Origin of the sequence: Limimaricola litoreus, from assembly GCF_024159025.1 — a bacterium.
GTDB classification, from domain to species: domain Bacteria; phylum Pseudomonadota; class Alphaproteobacteria; order Rhodobacterales; family Rhodobacteraceae; genus Limimaricola; species Limimaricola litoreus.
This window is the reverse complement of record NZ_JAMYXC010000191.1, coordinates 26,153-41,246: the sequence shown is the minus strand read 5'-3', so window position 1 is coordinate 41,246 and position 15,094 is coordinate 26,153. Positions and strand designations below refer to the sequence as shown.

Here is a 15,094-nt window from a genome sequence, read left to right as displayed (position 1 = left end):
GCAGACCAGTTCGTCGTGCGGTAGCGGGTAGGCATGGGCATGGTCATGCCGCCTATCTATGCGGCCGATCCGCGCCGAAAACCGTCAGGCGGGGAGTTCTGCAACAACGCCCTCCAAAGGGCCGCGAGCCGGTTTTGTGGCCGACAGTGGCCGAGACGAGAAAGGTGCAATCCGGCGGCCACATGCGACTTCTGGGCTCGGACAGCGAGAGCCGAGGGGCAGATCGGAGGATAGCTCTCAAATTTGCCCTTCCGTTTTGATCCCGTAGAGTTCCGCTTGCGCAAGATTGATGCAACCAGCAACGACGCCGGCATGCAGGATGCCCCGCAACAGCCAGTAGTTGCGCTGCGGGGTCGACAAAGCAGTCGGGATCGCAGCCAGTCCACAGCTCAAGAGCTTGGCGCTGGCCGTTATGATCATCAAAATTTTTGCCCTGCGCCCGGAGGCGAACGCGGCGAAGCTTTGCCCAGATCGGTATCTTCGCCGTGCAAGCCACCTGAACGACAACCGATTTGCCTCGATTTCTTCTTTCACCACAGCATCGAGGCAGATTTCGAATCTGGCACCGATCTTATACAAATTAAGAAAAAACGCGGTGTCCTCGCCGCCCGAGCGCCCGCGTGATAGATCGAAGCGCGCACCCGTCCAGGGGGCGCCGTTCCAACGCAACAGGGCATTGCAGGTATGGCCGGTAATGACGCTGCCCGCGTTCCTGGTCGGGATGTTGGAATGATAGTCGCCGGCCCTTATCCAAGGCGGCGCGAGATCGCCGTATCTCGCAAGCGAGGGGCCGAAGACACCATCGGCGCCCGTGGCCTGTGCACAGTCCAACAGCGTCGCCAACCATCTCGGCTCCGCGATCTCGTCATCATCGAGAAAGGCGACCCAGTCGACATCGCCCGCGGCTTCGAGCCCGGCATTCCTTGCAATGGATATGTTACCCGCCGGGGCATGGACATAGCTCACCGGCCATATGGCCTTAGTCGCGGCCGCTTCGATCGCAGGGCGGGCGGTGTCGGTTGTGTCATTGTCGACCACAATGATCCGAAGCCGCATTCTATCCGGCAACCTCTGTCTATCGACCGAGCGCAAGGTCTCGACGACCTGCGGCCTACGAAACGTACACATGGTGACCGCGACAGTGGTCATCGGACCCGGGCTTTTCCAAAGGGTTTTCCCCAAATAAATCCTAGGGCCCATGCATTATGAATGATGAAGGCCGCCACGCCGGCCCATAGTCCGCACAGGCTCCGCATCTTCGCCATGGCCACGCCGGAGGCAGTGGCCAGAGCGAAAAGATACAGGGCCGGCAGCGCCAGCGAGGCCGGCCAGACCGGTGCCATGAGCAGGGCGGCCAGTTGCGCCACGAGCGACAGCGCCGGGGTCGCTTGGCGCCATTGCAACCGTACCTCGTGCTTGCGTGTCGTCCGGGCCCTTCCCTTGCCATAGAGCCAGTACTGCAACCACAGCGCTTTTGGCGTGGGCCGCATGACGTAGTCAACGCGAAGATCGCCGTCGAGCCAAATCCTGCCGCCACTTGTGATCAGCCTGTGATCATACTCCGCATCCTCGTTGTGGGTGAAGGTCGGATCGTAACCGCCTAGCCGCCGGAACCAGTCGAGCCGAAAACCGGCATGGTGGCCATGTTTTACCCAGCCCGACCGCGTGCCGCCCCGGTGGGCCGACCCGCCCGAGCCTAGCGGCGTATCAATCAGCCACGCGCTGGCGCGCTGGAAGCAGTTCCGCCCCCCGGCATCGAGAACTCCGACAATGGAGCCTGCATCGGGATGCTGGGCGAAGGCTTGGATCACGCGGCGGATATAGCCGTTCGGATAGAGTGCATGCGCGTCGCATCGAATGAGATACCGCGATTCGGGCCTTCCCAAATCACGGACCGCTTTGTTAATGGCCGCGGACTGAATCCTGTCAGGATTGTCGATGAGATGAATATTGGCGAACTCCCTGCGAAGGGACGAAACGATCTTGCATGTGTCGTCGCTGCTGCCGCCGTCGACAATCGCGACCCTCACTTCCTTGCAGAAGTCGTCCGACCCAATGAGGGAGCGCAGACAGGCCTCGATATGCACCGCTTCGTTCAGGGTAGGGATCGCCACCAGAACGGCGTCCGGCCGAATACCGCCTAGCCCCGGCATGTCGTCACAATCGGATGATTCCGACAGCAACGTTGATGCCCCCGGACATCGCACATTACGAAGGGCAGCAGCATATCGCTCAGAGTTTGTCAGATCCGTAGAATCCTGCATGCCACTCGAAATCATTTCGTGGTGAAAGTGCGCACCTCGCATCTGACCGTTCCGCAACGGCCATTGACATGCAAAGTTGCCTTCGATTTTCGGGGGCGAACCAGCGCATGTCAACAATCATGACTTTACGACCGATTAGGATCTTGGGTCGGCTTCGCCTGATGAGGAGGGGCAACATGCAGGCGAACTCGCAAATTCCGGAACTTTCGGTCAGGCGGAGGCCCTGAGACCCTGAGCGTCTATTGGCCGCGATCGCGCCTCTGCCGGCTGGGTGTCGATGGTTGAAACGACCGATTCCTGCACGACCGGACTATATTTGTGCCCGAACTCGGTTAGTGTCGACCGGCGGGGCCTGTGCTGCTCCGGCGGCGCGGCGGCGGCCGGGGCGTGCTTTCTGGGTGGCCGGGTCATGTTGATCGATACTCACGTACATTTACACGAATGCTTCGACCGGGCCGTGTTTCTCGATGCGGCGGTGATCAATCTGTCGAAGGCGGCCCGCGTTCACAACCATTCAGAGGAGCCCGGGGCACTGGTGCTGACTGAAATCTCTGAAAGCGGCGTGTTCGAGGCCTTCGCGGCCGGGCAAGGATTGCCGAAGAGCTGGCAGGCCGAGCTCACCCAGGGCGATCCAGAAGCGGTGTGGCTGCAAAGAACGGACGGGACGAGGTTGCTGATTGTCTCGGGGCGTCAGATCGTGAGCGCGGAGGGGCTTGAGGTTCTGGCGCTGGCATCGCGGCCAGCCAGCTTGAGCGGACAAACGGCGGAGGAGATATTGGCCAGTTTGGGACAGGCATGCATACCAGCCGTCCTACCGTGGGGGGCGGGCAAATGGCTCGGTCGTCGCGGTCGGGTGCTGCAAAGGCTGCTGGAGGCGGGACCACGGCGGGGGCTGTTTCTCGGAGACAACGCCGGTCGCCCTGCAGGCTGGCCAGCGCCAAGCTGTTTCGGCGGGATGCCGGTGCTGCCCGGCACCGACCCGCTGCCCCTCGCGGCGTCGGTGCGGGACGCGGGGCGGTATGGCATCGTCCTCGACCCCGCGCCCGATCCAGCGTGCCCCGCCGCCGATTTGCGAGACCGGCTGATGCGGATGACCACCCAGCCCCCCACCTTCGGTCGACGATGCGGCCCCGTGACCTTCCTGCGCCGTCAGGCGCGGCTTAGAGCGGGTTAGGTCGGTGCGGCGCGCCACGCTTGGCGATCTCGGTGCCGCGCGCTGGGATGTTCTGGTGATCGGGGGCGGCATCTATGGTGCCATGGCGGCGCGCGAGGCGGCGCTGCGCGGGCTTCGCACGGCGCTGGTCGAACGCGCGGATTTTGGTAGCGGAACTTCCCAAAATTCTCTCAAGATCATGCACGGCGGCATCCGCTACGTGCAGCACCTCGATTTTGCGCGACTGCGCGCGTCGGCCCGCGAGAGAGCCTTCTGGCTCAGAGCCGCCCCCGACTTGGTACGACCCTTGAAATTCGTCATTCCGCTCGTCGGACATGGCACGCGCGGCCCGGCAGCCTTCGCCTCAGTCGCCGCGCTTTATGGCCTTGGCACCGTCGGGATCGACGGAACCCTGCCGGGCGTGCGGGTGGTGGGGCGCGCGCGCGCGCAGGCCCTGCTCGGGGCTATGGCACCCGAGGAGATGACCGGCGCAGGGGTCTGGCATGACGGTCAGATCGAGGACACCGGGCGCCTGCTGATGGCGGCGCTGCGGGCTGCTACACAGGCCGGTGCCTTGGTCGCAAACTATGTAGAAGCCGAGGCGCTGCTGCGAACGGCGGGACGGGTAGAAGGCGCAGCGCTGCTCGACCGGATCGCCGGGACGCGCGGCGATGTCAGGGCCGACATCACCTTGTGCTGCGCGGGGCCGGCCGCGGCCGGACTGACCGTCTCGGCACTCGGCCCCGAGGCGCGGTCGCGGTTTCCCTGCTTTGCACGCGCCATGAATCTCGTGATCGACCGGCCTGCCGGGCCATACGCTCTCGGGGTGATCAGCAGGTCGCGTGCTGACGCCATAGTGAAACGCGGTGGCCGCATGTATTTCTTCGTGCCTTGGGGCGGTCGCTTGATGATCGGCACGCATGAAAGCCCGCACGAGGGCACTGATCTCAGAGATGGTCTGGACGCTAGCAGTGCTTTCCTCGATGAGATCAATGTGATCTGCCCCGGTCTCCATTTGCGCCCTGACGAGCTGCTGCATGTTCATCGCGGACTGATCCCAGCCGATGTCGACGACGCACGCACCACGGTCCGGCGGCTGCGAAGCGGCACAGTGATCGACCACGAGGCCGAGGTAGGGGTTGGTGGGCTGATCAGTTGTACGGGGGTAAAATACACCACCGCCCGGCTGGTCGCCGCACGCATGGTGACGCTGGTACAGGCGCGGCTCGGCAAAGGTCTGCCTCCGCGGCAAGGAGCTGCACGTAGCTTGGCCACGCGGCTTCCCGTCATTTCCGAGCCCAGCCACGCAGGCCTGCAGAACTGGGCTGCGCGGATCGAGATGGCTGTGCGCGACGAAATGGCGATGAGCCTCGACGACGTGCTGTGGCGCCGCTCCACGATTGGGGAAAGTGGAGCGCTGCGCGGGGCATCCGGCATGCACCTTTGGCGCGAAGCCGCTTGTGCGGCTCAGACGCTCGGTCTGCCGCTGCGGATAGCTCCTTAACAGGCCGCCAAATCGCGGGGGAACAGTAAGTTTCTACACCTTAGGGTGAATGACGCACTGTCGTGCTTGCCGGATTGACCTGCTTCGTGCTGCAATTGGAGGTAAGCAGGAGAGGGGGGCCATGCCGTGGAAGCAAGTGACACGCCGCCACCCGGTCTGTCGGAAGACTTCTCGGGGCGCACGGTGCTGGTTCTTGGAGGTGACGGGTTCTGTGGTTGGCCGACGGCCCTGCGCTTTTCCACCCTCGGTGCCAAGGTTTCGATCCTAGACAATGGCGCGCGACGCCGAATCGATAAGGATCTCGGCACCACACCTCTGCTGCCGATTTGCAGCCTGCCAGAGCGTCTCGCGGCGTGGCAAGAACAGACCGGGCGGACTATCAGGTCGCATGAGATTGACCTTGCTACCGATCCAAAGGCGCTTCGGATCTTACTGGCCGAAACCCGCCCCGACATCATCATTCATTTTGCCGAACAGCGCTCGGCACCCTATTCCATGATGTCCCCCGAGGCGGGGCGCTATACAGTTGATAATAACCTCCGAGCCACGCACAACCTGTTGGCCGCGATTGTCGAGGCAGGCTGCGATCCGCATCTCATCCATCTTGGCTCTCTCGGGGTCTATGGCTATCGCAGCGCCGGGTTGCGCTTGCCCGAAGGTTATCTGTCGGTCCGCGCCTTCGGGACTGATGGCCGCGAGGCTGAGAAAGAGGTGCTGTTTCCCGGTGAGCCGGACTCGATCTACCACATGACCAAGTCGCTTGATCAACAGCTCTTCGCCTTTTATGCGCGGTTCCACGGGCTCCGCATCACGGACCTGCACCAAGGCGTGGTCTGGTGCACCCAGACCAAAGAGACCCGGACCGACGCGCGGTTGGTGAACCGGTTCGATCATGACCGGCTCTATGGCACCGTGGTCAATCGCTTCATGTGCCAAGCCGTTGCTCAGCGGCCCCTGACGGTGTTCGGGAGCGGCACTCAACGGCGCGGCTTCATCCATATCTGTGACATGCTGCGCTGTTTGGTTTTTGCCGCGGAAACGCCGCCCCGCAACGGCGACCGCGTACGCGTCGTCAACCAAGTTGCCGAAATCTGTTGCGTCCTCCATATCGCGGAAATCATCGCCAAGCTGACTGGCGTGCCGATCGTCTTCGTCGACAATGAGCGGCGCGAACCCGAAGGCAACGAACTCGACGTCGACAACTCGACGCTGCGCGGTATCGGTTTCACGCCGCAGTGCTTTGATACCGGACTGGCTGAGGAGATTGCAGACGTCAAGAAGCTGCTGCGTTCCAATCTTCAACGCGTTGCGGCGAGCTGATACGTCGCAGTCGCTGCAGGGCAGGGGCGCGAAGCCGTCGAGCCTACAGTCGCACTCTTCGGCAGAGGGCGTGGCCTGCCCGTGCATGGATAGCATCCCTTTCTGTGACCCGACCGCCCGGTGCAACAGGCCGGGGGGGATTGGCCATCTTGGCTGTGACAAGTCCAGGGGAGGCCTGTGCGTATCCGCAAAGGAAGTCTGGCCCCTGAGAACAGTCACGGACTGCCGTCCCCCGTTTCAGTAACCAGTTCGGCGCAACACGACCGCCATGGTGCGCAGCAGAATGTAAAGATCCGTGCGAGGCGATATCCGGTGCAGATACTCGGCGTCGAGCTTGATCCGCTGATCGTAGGTTATGTCGTTGCGACCCGAAACTTGCCAAAGACCGGTGACGCCCGGACGCAGCGACAGGTAAATGAGACGCTGACGACCATAGCGTTCCAGCTCATCGACTGTGATCGGGCGCGGGCCGATCAAACTCATCTCGCCCGTCAGCACGTTCCAGATCTGCGGCAGCTCATCAAGCGAGGTTTCGCGCAAGAAGGTCCCGAGGCGGGTCACCCGCGGATCGCAGCGCAGCTTGCGGTCTCGCTCCCACTCAACTCGCGCCTCGGGGTCGCTTGCCAGCAGTTGATCCAATTGCCTGCTAGCATCGGGAACCATGGTGCGGATCTTCCAGCAGCGGAACATCCGCCCACCGCGCCCGACACGGGTATGCCCGAACAATCCCGGCCCGCCATCCAGCCGCACGATCAGCCACAGGATGGTAATGATCGGGACAAGTGTAGGCAAAAGAAGAAGTGCGAGAGACAGGTCAATGCAGCGCTTGACGGCTCCATCATACCGAAACTGAAAAAAGTGGCGGCTACGTTCGACCCTTATCGGTCGTTCCGGCGGGGCGGCCGTAGAAGTATCCGTCATGACTACATCCTACAATTTAACCGTTTAAAAACACTTTTGATTTCTTACTGTACCCCGCATCCCCCATGGCGGGTGCTGAAACTGCCTCGTTGCGAAGGCCGGCTCTCACGGTCGACTTGCGTATGGTCAGGACCTTCTGCGAGGCAGGGGGAGCCCGGCGGCAAAAATGGTGCCTTGGCCGAACTCGAGCGGAAACCGCGTATCTGCCGGTTACCTATGGAACCCTGCAATCCTCGCGTGAAACATAATCCCAACACCTACCCCTACTATAAGCCGCAAAATCGCCATATTGCAAACCTTCGGTGCATCCCGATGGAACCCGCCTGCCGGATCGACCCTCAATAGGAGGAATTCGGCCGGTTTTTTGGCTCGCGGGTCCGTGTCATTGCGGTCCTATCAGTGAACGCGTATCTAGCAAGTCGGTGAAGGTACCGCACAACATGCGTTCTGCGGGTCCGCATAATGACGCTACTCAACTCAGCGAAAGGCAGGGGCATCGTGATCAACGCCCAGACCGATATGGAGGCGGAGGCACCCGCTACGGTATCCCCACCCAGACCCTTCGTCCGGAGACGACCTGTCATATTCCTGGCGCTACTGCTGCTGCCCCTCTCGGCCAGCATCGCCCTCTGGATCGTTTCGGCTGCGGAGTTGTCGCTGCTCTGGGCCATTCCTCTGCAGGGCTTCGTCGGAGCGCTCCTGACCATGGCTGTGGTTCTGGCGCGATATCGCATGCGACGTTGATTCCAGCTACACTGGCCAGGCGTATTTCACATAGAACTTGACGGTCGCAATGCGATCGGCCGATGCTTTGACGAATGTCAACGCTGCGACCCAGTCCGGCCAGCATTTTCGATGTGCGTCACCGGTTCGCTCTTAGGCGTGAGTTCTTCAATAGATCCGGAGCCTGCTATGCCCCAAAAAAAAGCAGAACGGCCGATTTATCTGGTGACGGGCGCGGCGGGGTTCGTCGGCGGGCACCTGGTGCGTCACCTATCGGCTCGAGGTGAAAAGGTGCGGGCACTGGTCCGCAAGCCGAAGCAAGCGGCGGCACTCGAGGAGCTTGCTGAGGTCGTCATCGGTGATGTGACGCAGCCCGAGACGTTAGGTCCAGCCTTTGAAGGGGTGACCGGGGTGTACCATGTCGCTGGCCTGTTCCGTCAGGAGGGAGTTCCTGATCAGGCCTTCTGGGAGGTGAATGTCGAAGGAGTGAGGCACGTCTTCGAGGCCGCCATCGCAGCCGGAGCCGAGCGCGTCGTACATTGCTCGACCAATGGCGTGCACAGCCATATTGAGAATCCGCCAGCCAACGAGACCGCAGCCTTCAAGCCAGGCGATCTCTACCAGATCACAAAGCTCGAAGGAGAGAAGGTCGCCGCCAGCTATTTCGAAAGCGGTCGCATCGGTGGCGTGGTGATCCGGCCAACCATGATCTATGGCCCCGGCGACGACCGAACATTGAAGCTGTTTCGCATGATATCCCGCAAGCGGTTCTTCTATGTCGGACCGGGCACTGCCTTGACCCATTGGGTCGACGTGCGAGACCTTGCCGAAGCCTTTCATCTGGCCATGCAGCGCGCCGATGTAAACGCTGAAGCCTTCTTGATCGGAGGCGCCCGGTATCACTGCCTCAAGGACAACGTTCGCGAGATAGCCCGGCAACTCGGGGTGCCCGAGCCGAAATTGCACCTGCCGGTTGCGCCGGTCATGACAATGGCCTTTCTGACGGAAAAGATTTGCAAGCCGATCGGCGTGGAGCCGCCACTATTCCGCCGCCGCGTTTCGTTTTTCCTGAAAAATCGAGCATATGATATCGGCAAGGCGCAGCGTATTCTCGGTTTTACGCCTAGGCAGGATTTCGCGGGCGAGGTCGCCGAAATCATTGCTGATTACCGCAGCAGGAACCTTCTTTCTCCGGCAGGCAACAGGCAAGAGGCAGGCTGATCTTCCACCAGCTTTCAGGCTTGCACACAGGCCGTAAGCGGTCGTCCTGATCATAGATGCCGCAAATTTGCTCGAACTGTCGTCGCAATTCGACGATCGTGTCGCATTTAGCTCCGAATTTGCCAATTTTGCGCCGAGTATTTTCGCAAGGCCGGACAGTTCCGCTTTGCGCGAAGTCGGGCCGGCGCCGTGCGGTCACGTCGCACCGTCAAGAGAGGCAAAGCGAATGAAATCCGAAAAGCTCACGGCTCTCTCGACGGCTGTGCACTTCGGGCAAAGGTTGGCAATGCCGCACCCGGCGGCGCCTGCCGATATCGGGACACCGTGCCCCGACCTCGTTTCCTCGAGCAATCGCTATGCCCGTCGTTTCGAGGGGCCAGCGGAGGAGTGGCTGCTGGCACGACAGTCAAGCCTGCTGCGCGACATAATGCAGCCTTGGCCCGCGGCCCGTGTGCTTGATATCGGCGGCGGGCACGGTCATGTCGCCAAGGCTCTGCTCGTCGATGGCCATTACATAAGGGTCCGCGCTAGTACTCCCGACGCGCTTGGCCAGGTTCGGCATTTCAATGATGACCGCCTCACGGTCGAGACGGGACCACTGGTGGCGCTTCCGCACCCGGATCGCAGCTTCGACGTGGTCACGGCGTTTCGAGTACTCGCCCATATCGGTCAGTGGGAGGAGATGTTGCGGGAAATGTGCCGAGTGGCACGTTACGCGGTGATCGTCAATTTCTCGACACAGCGCGCGGGCAACCTGTTCGGAAAACAGCTGTTCGATCTCAAGAAGTGCATAGAAGGGGATACGCGACGCTACCGGCTCTTCCGCTCCGAGCAGGTCTGTAATCTACTGCGGGCCTCCGGATTTGGACAGAGCCGGTCCGCCGGGCAATTCGTTCTGCCGATGGTGTTGCACCGCATTCTCAAGCGTCCGGCCTTGTCGGATCTGCTGGAGCGAGGCCTGTCCGCGTTGGGTGGTGCAGCAATCGCAACACCCATAATCCTCTGCGCACGCCGATCCGATCCCTGAGACAAACGGAAGTGGTGTCTGGGCAAGGCTGTCCAGCCCCGAAAGCCCGAGAGTTTTCAGATCACATTCGACATCGCGCTTCCATCCTCGCCACAGGGCACGTTAGCGTGAAACCGGCAGCAAGCTAGTCGGTGTCCGGAGAAGGGCCTGCATCCCACTCACGGAGCCGCCGGCAGTACGGCGGTCGTGATTTTGCGTGCGTCGAGGACAGGAATGAATTCATGGAGAATGCAGGAGGGCCTACGGTCGTTTTCATCGCAGGTGAGGGGCGTTCTGGCTCGACCGTGCTCGACCGGTGTATTGGGTCGATCGACCGAGCCGCGTCGTTTAACGAGATGCATGAGATCGTGCACCAGTTTCAACGTAACCAGAAGCGGTGCAGCTGCGGTGCGCTTCCGCAGGGCTGCTACTTCTGGCGCGAGGTTTTCGCCGACCAGATTTTATTGGCCGCCTTGCCCGAACTTATCGACGGGTTCGAGCGATACGATGGTTCACGACAGACTCTACGGTTGCTGGCGGGTGCCTACGGACGAAGCGATCGGGTTCGGCTTAGGCGGTACGGTATGCTCACGGCGCATCTCTATCGCCGAATTGCGCAGGTAGCCGGCGTTTCGGTTATCGTGGACTCCTCCAAGAACCCTTCACGTGCGCTGATACTGAAGCGTTACGCGAGGCTTGATGTCTGGTGCCTGCACCTTGTGCGTAACCCTGTCTCGGTCGCAGAGTCGTGGCGCCGCAGCAAGGGTGCAATGGACGACAACCTGCCGACCTATACGCAGGTGCAGACCTACAAGCGTTGGATGCTGAAGAACCTCGTCTGCGAGGCGTTGCAAGCGCGGGTGCCCTACAGACGCGTGCCGTTCGAAACTTTCACCGAGGCGCCACGGGACAGCCTGCGTGACATCAAGCAATGGGTTCCGGCGTTGCGCGGCAAGCAGGACGGGTTTGCAACCACCTCCGAGATTGATTTTGGGCCGTTCCACAGTTTGCAAGGTAACCCTGATCGCTTCGAGAATGGTCGCGTCGAAATCCGCACCAGTTCCTCGCGGCCGCTCGCCAATAGTGGCATGACGCCGATTCAGATCTGGTTCGCCTCGAGATATGGCTATAGCCGGTGACGGTGCGCAACAGTTGGGATTGGGGCGCGGTTTCAAGTAGATCGACGCACGGGCCCCGGTTAGGCTCGAATTGAAACAGCGTGCCGGGCACCCGCCGTCGGGTCGTGCCCCGAGGTCGCAGACGATCGTGACGCCGCGATGTCCTGCCTATCGTTCTGCAGCGCCCCGTCCCTCTAGTCTTTAGGCGCAGCGCGTCGGCCAGCGGTACAAGAGCGAATATAGGAGGATTGGATGGACCGAGCTCTTGAACCAGCGCATCCAGACAGAGTCAGTACAGCATCACGTCCTCTGCAACTGGTGGTTCTGGGTGGTGACGCCACCAACCCCACCTTGATCCTACGCATACGCTCGTTCCTCCGGGCCGGGGCCGGGCTCACGGCGTTCACCTTCCGGCGTCATAAGTACAACACGGAGTTCCAGCCCGAATGGGAGAATATCCATCTCGGCGAGACCGTCGATCGCAATTATCTGAACCGCCTACCGCGGCTGATGCGGGCAATCCGGCGGCTTTGGCACCACCGCGATCGTTTCCGGCATGCCGATGCAATCTATGCACGCCAGATCGATTTGCTTGCGCTGGCATTGATCGGCAAATGGCTCTCCGGGAGCCGGGCAAAGGTTGTCTACGAAGTGGAGGACATTCAGGCCGTCTATTTTCGTGCCGACGCCACCGGCGCGCTGTTTCGCGCTACCGAGCGGCTGGCACTGCGCTTTATCAACCTGCTTGTGCCACTGTCTCCCGGGTTTCACAGCGGGTTCTACGGCCCCGTGATGCGCTATACGGGGCCGAGTTTTGTGTTGGAAAACAAGATCCAGCCGGGTGAACTGACCGGACGCGCGACCTCCGCAGGACGGGCTTGGGAAGAGATTAAAGACCGCTGGGTGATCGGCTGGTTCGGGACGCTGCGCTGCCCCGCGAGCATGGCCTTGCTCGAAAACATTGCTGAGCGGCTTGGGCCGAAGGTCGAGATCTACACCCGTGGCTATCCCACGGAAACCGGCCTCGCAGCCTATATGAAGATCGTCGACCGCCACCCGAATTGGACCTACGATGGCGAATATACCATCCCCGAGGATCTGGAGCAAATGTATGGGCGCGTGCATTTTTCATGGTGCCTCGACCTGCTCGACGAGCATGGCAACTCGCAGTTGCTACGTGCCTGCCGGGTCTATCAGGGCGGCTATTACGGCGCGGTACCGCTGGTGATGGAGGGCACGGAGATGGATCGCTGGCTCGGTAGTGCAGGGGTCGGCCATGCCTTTGCACCGCCTTACGACGCGCCCATCGCTCATTTCCTCGAACATGTGGATCCGGCCGACTACTGCGCTGAACGGCAGCAGGTAATGAAATTGCGCGATGCATTGTTTCTCGAAGATGGACGCGAAGCCCGTGCTCTGCTGGACACCATTCGTGCGTTACCATCGCAATAGGCTTTGTTGCGCAAAGACTGCGATAGGATTCACCCCGTGAATCCAGCATGGTAGCCGGGGCGCAACAAAGCCACCTCGCGCCAGAAATACGAGGGACACCCCTTTTATGCATTCCTGGAATGCAAAGAAAGCCTGACGCCTCATATAGGGACGGATAAATTCAAGATAGATAATTTAGCCTAGAACTCTGGGGCCCAGCGGCAAAGACAGTCGTAAAGCAGCAGGCCTGCTAACCAAATGTATCGTATGGGTCAGAATTCGCTGCCTCAGTAATATATGGTTGCATGATAAGGCTTAAACAAGAACTTACAAACTTCTGATGCGCCAATCTAGGCTAGTATAGACAAGTGGCCTAGGCGTCGCCTATGCTCGACCTTCTATGGTACCCTCGGTGGATTTGGTTCATGTTGCTGGACGCACGACAGCTTCCGGAAAACGAAACCCTCGATGCTGATCTTTGCATCGTCGGCGGAGGAGTCGCAGGCATCACGCTTGCTCTCGAATTGATCGGGTCTCCACTGCAAGTCATTTTGCTCGAAAGCGGGGGAATGCATTACGACGAGAGGACGCAATCTCTAGCCGACGGACCAGTGCTCGGCTTCCAATACGATGCCTTAGCGAACTCGCGACTCCGCATGCTGGGCGGATCGTCCAATCACTGGGCTGGACATTGCATTCCCCTAAGCCCCATAGATTTTGAGGCCAGACCCGGGATACCACATTCCGGCTGGCCGATCACCTTCGACGATCTCTCCACCTATTACGATCGCGCACAACCCTACTTCGAATTGCAGACCGAGCGACCTTACGACTTCGATTTCTGGGCAAAGCGGATCGGGATAAACCCGTTGCCGTTCGACCCTGACATCTTCACCAGCATTCCAATGAACGAAAGCCCGCCTACGCTGTTCGGTCATACCTATGCCGACCGCCTGTCGCGCGCCGAGAACGTGACGAGCTATCTGAACGCAAACGTATTGCAACTCGAAGCGAACGAGACTGCGTCACAAGTGAATTCGGCGCAGGTGGCCTGCATCGACGGGCCGCGTTTTACCGTCCGCGCCAAACGTTTTGCGCTATGCATGGGAGGGATCGAAATTCCGCGGCTCCTGCTGCTGTCGAACGGGGTCGCGGCGGCGGGTCTGGGAAACAGTCATGGGCTGGTCGGACGCTTTTTCGGCGATCATGCTGCCGTACGACCCTCAATGCGATTTCTCGCACAGCGGAAGCTAAGGGATCTCGATCTTTACTCGAAGCAGCATTTTTTCGAGACGGGCGGCGTGTTTCCCGCCATTGCATTGTCCGAAGCTACCATGAGGAAGGAGCACCTGCCAGGCGTGCTCTTTCATCTCATCGACAGCGAGGTGTCACCCGGCGAGGTTTCGCTGTGGAACCTGCGCGAAGGCATGAGAAAGGGCGAGATGCCAGACTATCTCGCCCGACAGGTCGCCAATCTCTTTACCGATCTCGATGGGGTGACCAACAGCTTTTATCGAGAGATGTCGGGTGATCGTGAACCGCTGATCGACCGCCCATGGTACAGCCCCTGGCTGACCTTCGAATGCACGCCCAACCCTGAAAGCACCGTTCACCTTGTGGAGGAACGGGACCTTTTCGGTCAACTGCGGATCGGGCTCGACTGGCGGCTGACAGAGCTTGAGATGCGGGCGGTCAAACGAGGAACGGAGCTCTTCATTCAGGAGCTCGGACGGATCGGGATTGGCCGGGCTTGGACCGACGTATTGCGCGAGGACTATACATGGCCGGACTTCGTGGCGCGCGGCAAGCATCACTGCGGCACCACGCGCATGTCGGACGACCCCCGAACCGGTGTCGTCGATGCCAATGGCCGGGTACACGGCATGTCCAATCTCTATATCAGCAGCTCATCGGTCTTTCCGACCATGGGCTACGCAAATCCGACCCTGACCATCGGCGCCATGTCTATTCGCATGGCGGACCTGTTTCGCACCCACGCCATGTCCGGAGAGTTGTGATGGACCGTTTTGCAGACATGGGACGTCGGGCCTTTCTGAAGGCCGCTGTAGGAAGCGTGATGGGCGCCGGCGCAGCCCAGGCGGTGCCGGTAGCACCCGCCATTCTGGAAGACGCGATCGACATTGGCCGTGCTGTCCTGCGCACAGGCGTGGTCGAAAGCGACGCGGCGGCATTGCGGGCGGCCTTGGGGGTGATCGACCGCGATATTGCCACACTGTTCACACCGCGCTGGAACGCCCGGATGCGACGCGACTTTGCAACCGGCGACACAGTGCATGTCGCAGGTTGGACCCTGAGTAGAAGCGAAGCGCGGCTTTGCGCGCTCGCCGCGAGCCTGCGCCAACAGGGGCTTTGCTGAGGCCGTGGCGCGTTTCGTAATCACCCTCGTCGCGATTGCGGCTCTTGGCTTTCTGG

Annotated in this window: 12 protein-coding genes; 9 read left to right on the top strand and 3 right to left on the bottom strand. The window is 60.8% G+C overall.

The window, feature by feature from the left end; all coding sequences use genetic code 11:
• Positions 1 to 237: 237 nt before the first annotated feature.
• A complete protein-coding gene (locus NHG85_RS12385; protein WP_253332799.1) occupies positions 238 to 1,128 on the bottom strand; it encodes a glycosyltransferase family 2 protein in 891 nt (296 codons plus the stop codon).
• A gap of 17 nt (positions 1,129 to 1,145) precedes the next feature.
• Positions 1,146 to 2,264, bottom strand: a complete 1,119-nt coding sequence (locus tag NHG85_RS12380) for a glycosyltransferase family 2 protein (RefSeq protein WP_253332792.1) — start codon at positions 2,262 to 2,264, stop codon at positions 1,146 to 1,148.
• Between the two features lie 277 nt (positions 2,265 to 2,541).
• Between NHG85_RS12380 and NHG85_RS12375 the strand changes: the two genes are divergently transcribed.
• The 3 genes from NHG85_RS12375 to NHG85_RS12365 all read left to right on the top strand — a co-directional run bounded on the left by NHG85_RS12375 (position 2,542) and on the right by NHG85_RS12365 (position 6,241).
• On the top strand, positions 2,542 to 3,438 hold the full coding sequence (locus NHG85_RS12375) for a hypothetical protein (protein WP_253332790.1): 897 nt from the start codon (positions 2,542 to 2,544) through the stop codon (positions 3,436 to 3,438).
• Positions 3,439 to 3,442: 4 nt separating this feature from the next.
• Positions 3,443 to 4,921 carry an FAD-dependent oxidoreductase gene (locus tag NHG85_RS12370; protein ID WP_253332788.1) on the top strand — a complete coding sequence of 493 codons (1,479 nt, stop codon included), beginning with the start codon at positions 3,443 to 3,445 and terminating at the stop codon, positions 4,919 to 4,921.
• Positions 4,922 to 5,047: 126 nt separating this feature from the next.
• Positions 5,048 to 6,241 (top strand): NAD-dependent epimerase/dehydratase family protein, encoded by a 1,194-nt coding sequence (locus NHG85_RS12365; protein WP_253332786.1) that lies wholly within the window; start codon positions 5,048 to 5,050, stop codon positions 6,239 to 6,241.
• Between the two features lie 237 nt (positions 6,242 to 6,478).
• On the opposite strand, the gene NHG85_RS12360 is transcribed toward NHG85_RS12365, so the two are convergent.
• A complete protein-coding gene (locus NHG85_RS12360) occupies positions 6,479 to 7,162 on the bottom strand; it encodes a sugar transferase (protein WP_253332784.1) in 684 nt (227 codons plus the stop codon).
• A gap of 912 nt (positions 7,163 to 8,074) precedes the next feature.
• Here NHG85_RS12360 and NHG85_RS12355 point away from each other — a divergent pair.
• From NHG85_RS12355 to NHG85_RS12330, 6 genes are all read left to right on the top strand, one after another.
• Complete coding sequence (locus NHG85_RS12355) at positions 8,075 to 9,106, top strand: NAD-dependent epimerase/dehydratase family protein (RefSeq protein ID WP_253332782.1); 1,032 nt, start codon at positions 8,075 to 8,077, stop codon at positions 9,104 to 9,106.
• 67 nt (positions 9,107 to 9,173) lie between these two features.
• Positions 9,174 to 10,133 carry a class I SAM-dependent methyltransferase gene (locus NHG85_RS12350; protein ID WP_253332780.1) on the top strand — a complete coding sequence of 320 codons (960 nt, stop codon included), beginning with the start codon at positions 9,174 to 9,176 and terminating at the stop codon, positions 10,131 to 10,133.
• A 335-nt stretch (positions 10,134 to 10,468) separates the two neighbouring features.
• Complete coding sequence (locus tag NHG85_RS12345) at positions 10,469 to 11,251, top strand: hypothetical protein (protein WP_253332778.1); 783 nt, start codon at positions 10,469 to 10,471, stop codon at positions 11,249 to 11,251.
• A gap of 231 nt (positions 11,252 to 11,482) precedes the next feature.
• Entirely contained in the window at positions 11,483 to 12,682 is a 1,200-nt protein-coding gene (locus NHG85_RS12340) for a glycosyltransferase family protein (RefSeq protein WP_253332776.1), read from the top strand.
• Between the two features lie 404 nt (positions 12,683 to 13,086).
• Positions 13,087 to 14,679 carry an FAD-dependent oxidoreductase gene (locus tag NHG85_RS12335; protein ID WP_253332774.1) on the top strand — a complete coding sequence of 531 codons (1,593 nt, stop codon included), beginning with the start codon at positions 13,087 to 13,089 and terminating at the stop codon, positions 14,677 to 14,679.
• Positions 14,679 to 15,038 (top strand): hypothetical protein, encoded by a 360-nt coding sequence (locus NHG85_RS12330; RefSeq protein WP_253332772.1) that lies wholly within the window; start codon positions 14,679 to 14,681, stop codon positions 15,036 to 15,038. The genes NHG85_RS12335 and NHG85_RS12330 overlap by 1 nt, the downstream gene beginning before the upstream one ends.
• Positions 15,039 to 15,094 lie beyond the last annotated feature (56 nt).

Bases quoted from the DNA above. Each gene is read 5' to 3' on its own strand.
- NHG85_RS12385 (WP_253332799.1), bottom strand. From the start codon at position 1,128: ATGTGTACGTTTCGTAGGCCGCAGGTCGTCGAGACCTTGCGCTCGGTC.
- NHG85_RS12380 (WP_253332792.1), bottom strand. From the start codon at position 2,264: ATGCAGGATTCTACGGATCTGACAAACTCTGAGCGATATGCTGCTGCC.
- NHG85_RS12375 (WP_253332790.1), top strand. From the start codon at position 2,542: ATGGTTGAAACGACCGATTCCTGCACGACCGGACTATATTTGTGCCCG.
- NHG85_RS12360 (WP_253332784.1), bottom strand. From the start codon at position 7,162: ATGACGGATACTTCTACGGCCGCCCCGCCGGAACGACCGATAAGGGTC.
- NHG85_RS12355 (WP_253332782.1), top strand. From the start codon at position 8,075: ATGCCCCAAAAAAAAGCAGAACGGCCGATTTATCTGGTGACGGGCGCG.
- NHG85_RS12345 (WP_253332778.1), top strand. From the start codon at position 10,469: ATGCATGAGATCGTGCACCAGTTTCAACGTAACCAGAAGCGGTGCAGC.
- NHG85_RS12340 (WP_253332776.1), top strand. From the start codon at position 11,483: ATGGACCGAGCTCTTGAACCAGCGCATCCAGACAGAGTCAGTACAGCA.
- NHG85_RS12335 (WP_253332774.1), top strand. From the start codon at position 13,087: ATGTTGCTGGACGCACGACAGCTTCCGGAAAACGAAACCCTCGATGCT.
- NHG85_RS12330 (WP_253332772.1), top strand. From the start codon at position 14,679: ATGGACCGTTTTGCAGACATGGGACGTCGGGCCTTTCTGAAGGCCGCT.